General features: G+C 59.0%; 3 protein-coding genes. All 3 read left to right on the top strand.

What is annotated here, in order from left to right; translation table 11 throughout:
• Nucleotides 1-387 precede the first annotated feature (387 nt).
• Nucleotides 388-795 (top strand): argininosuccinate lyase, encoded by a 408-nt coding sequence (locus RR842_RS13365; protein WP_332513815.1) that lies wholly within the window; start codon nt 388-390, stop codon nt 793-795.
• On the top strand, nt 792-1,202 hold the full coding sequence (locus RR842_RS13360) for a type II toxin-antitoxin system VapC family toxin (protein WP_332711641.1): 411 nt from the start codon (nt 792-794) through the stop codon (nt 1,200-1,202). Before RR842_RS13365 ends, RR842_RS13360 begins: the two co-directional genes overlap by 4 nt.
• A 221-nt stretch (nt 1,203-1,423) precedes the next feature.
• On the top strand, nt 1,424-2,991 hold a 1,568-nt coding region (aspS, locus tag RR842_RS13355; RefSeq protein ID WP_332730083.1), incomplete at its 3' end, for an aspartate--tRNA ligase.

Below are 2,991 nucleotides of genomic sequence, written 5' to 3'. Positions count from 1 at the left end.
TTATTGCTTGTATGAAGCTATAGTGAGAATCCTTCGTGCGTGCTAGAATAAAACTCGACGGCGGCGCCCGCTCAGATCGGGTGGTGCTAGTTTGGATTAGAGCCGGGTCACTTGTTGAGGGTGGGTCCGGCTTTCTTCTTCCCTTGTACTATTCGCCTTACTCGGTCGAGCGTTTTGATCGCGACCAATACCAACCAGATCGCAACCTGAATAGCCGTAGCTACTGCTGCGCATTCAAATACGTCCATAAAGATGCTTCCTTTTCACGCGAAGCACCACCCGGCTGGCAAACGCCGCCGCCGTGGACGATGCTACGTGCCTGATTGCCCTCTAGCCCTCAAAAAGGTATAATGCATGTAAATTACATTGCACCAGAAGGGAGCTGTCATGCCAGCTTTGCAAGTACGAGATTTTCCGGACGATCTATACGAGCAGTTGAAGTCGTACGCCGCCAGCCAACACCGCAGCATTGCCCAGCAGACCATCGTGGCGGTGGAAGAGATGCTTGCCGCACAGAACACCTCCCATTACTGGGACGGTGGGACGCTGCACCGTGTTGCGAGCAGGCCACGTTACCTCGATTTCGACACGGAAGCGCAACGAGCTGAGCGCATCAAAAAGCGCAAGGAGTTATTCGCGGAGATACATGCATTGCCGAAGATCGAATTACCCGATGATTTCCCCAGTGTGGCGGAGCTTGTGCGACAAGGCCGCGAAGAGCGAGGGCGCGAACTCGACGAGCGAATGGAGAGAACTATGCTGGACTTCAAGGTAGGACGGGTGGTAGGAGCATGATCGTTCTCGATTGCGACGCTGCGGTCAATATTGCGCTTGAAACAACCCAGGGAAATGCGCTCGGGGCACTTATGGTGGAGGGCGAAAAAGCAGTGGCACCGTCGCTTCTGCATGCAGAATTGACTCACGCGTTCAAAAAGTATGTGCAAGCTGGTGTACTAAGTGCGCAGGAGGCTGTTTTGCGCATGCGTAAGGCGCAGCTCTTGGTGGATGAGTATTGCGATGATGCTGCGAATTGCGCGGAAGTGATTGCCGAATCAATTCGGCTTAATCATTCGACATACGATGTATTCTACTTCGTCCTCGCGCGCCGGGAAGCTGCCACGCTGTTCACGCTCGATCGCAAGCTGCAGAAGCTTTGCTTGGACAACGGCGTGAACTGCGTGCTTGTCGATACCGAGTTCTAGCGCGGCGCCTCGGCATGCACCTCGACGGACGACTTGCACAGCGCATTTTACATGGAGTGGGCGCATAGTTCGACCGATGCGCCCTTCTTGCAGTACAATAGCCAGGTTTAGGCAATATTCCGCTCGCTTGAACAGCCAGCAGGCGCTTGAGGAGCAGCCGGCAGGGGCAGCGACGTGGCGGATAGGGAATAGTAAGGCCAAGGAGCAAGGAAAACAGCGTTATGACGGATTTCATGAACGAATACTGTATGCATACGGCGACGTGCGGCGAGCTGCGCAAAAGCGATGTGGGCCGCGAGGTCGTACTGGCCGGTTGGGCATGGCACAACCGTGACCACGGTGGACTCATATTCATCGACCTGCGCGATCGTGCGGGCTATACGCAGGTGGTCGTGGACCCCGATTGCGTGAGCGCCGACGACTTCGCCAAGGCCGAGCACCTGGGCCGCGAGTACGTACTCAAAATCGCCGGCAAAGTGCGCGATCGCGGCGCCGAGGCCGTGAACCCGAACATGGAAACGGGCGACATCGAGGTGCTCGCCACTTCCGTCGAGGTGCTGAACACCTCGGTTACGCCGCCCTTCTCCATCGAAGACGGTATCGAGACCGACGAGATCACGCGTATGAAGTGGCGCTACCTGGATATCCGCCGCCCCGAGATGTTCGAGGCGCTGCACCTGCGCCACAAGGTGGCTCAGTCCATGCGCACGGCGTTGAACGAACGCGGCTTCCTGGAGGTGGAAACACCTATCCTGGCGAACTCCACGCCCGAAGGCGCGCGCGACTACATCGTACCCAGCCGTCCGAACCCGGGCCGCTTCTACGCGCTGCCGCAAAGCCCCCAGCAGTTCAAGCAGATGCTCATGGTGGGCGGCATCGAGCGCTACTACCAGATTGCGCGGTGCTTCCGCGACGAGGACTTGCGTGCTGACCGCCAGCCCGAGTTCACCCAGGTAGACATCGAGATGGGCTTCGTGCAGGGCGAGGACGTCATGAACCTCATGGAGGACGTCATGGCTGAGACGCTGAAGGCCGTGGGCGTCGACCACGAGTTTCCGCTGCAGCGCATGCAGTATGCCGAGTCCATGGACCGTTTCGGCAACGACCGCCCCGACACGCGCTTCGGCATGGAGCTCACGGACATCACCGACATCGTGAAGGACACGGGCTTCAAGGTATTCTCCAGCGTGGCGCAGTCTGGTGGCGTAGTGAAGGCCATCAACGCCAAGGGTGCCGGCGATTGGAGCCGTGGCGAGGTGGAGAAGCTGGCCGACATCGCTGCAGCCAACGGCGCGAAGGGCATGGCCTGGATCGCGTTCACCACCGACGGCAACGAGAAGAGCCCCATCATCAAGTTCTTCAGCGACGAGGAGTTCGCCGCACTGAAGACGGCCATGAACGTGGAGCCGGGCGACCTGCTGCTGTTCGCGGCCGATACCTACGAGGTGGCAAGTGCCGTGCTCTCCGCCCTGCGCCTGCATATGGCCGAGGCGCTGAACGTGCCGCGTGAAGGACACCAGCTGCTTTGGGTAGTGAACTTCCCCATGTTCAAGTACGATGCCGACGAGAAGAAGTACGCTGCCGAGCACCATCCCTTCACGCACGTGCTCGACGAGGACGTGGACAAGATCGAGAGCGCGCCGCTTGAATGCGGCAGCTATTCTTACGACCTGGTCATGGACGGTTTCGAGGTGGGCGGCGGCACCATTCGCATCCACAACGCCGACGAGCAGCGCCGCGTGCTGCGCGTGTGCGGCCTCACCGACGAGGAGATCGAAGAGAAGTTCGG

It is taken from the genome of Gordonibacter sp. (genome assembly GCF_036667095.1).
Lineage (GTDB): Bacteria > Actinomycetota > Coriobacteriia > Coriobacteriales > Eggerthellaceae > Gordonibacter.
The sequence above is the reverse complement of the archived record's forward strand: the minus strand, read 5'-3'. Positions and strand labels throughout refer to the sequence as shown.

Bases quoted from the DNA above. Each gene is read 5' to 3' on its own strand.
- RR842_RS13365 (WP_332513815.1), top strand. From the start codon at position 388: ATGCCAGCTTTGCAAGTACGAGATTTTCCGGACGATCTATACGAGCAG.
- RR842_RS13360 (WP_332711641.1), top strand. From the start codon at position 792: ATGATCGTTCTCGATTGCGACGCTGCGGTCAATATTGCGCTTGAAACA.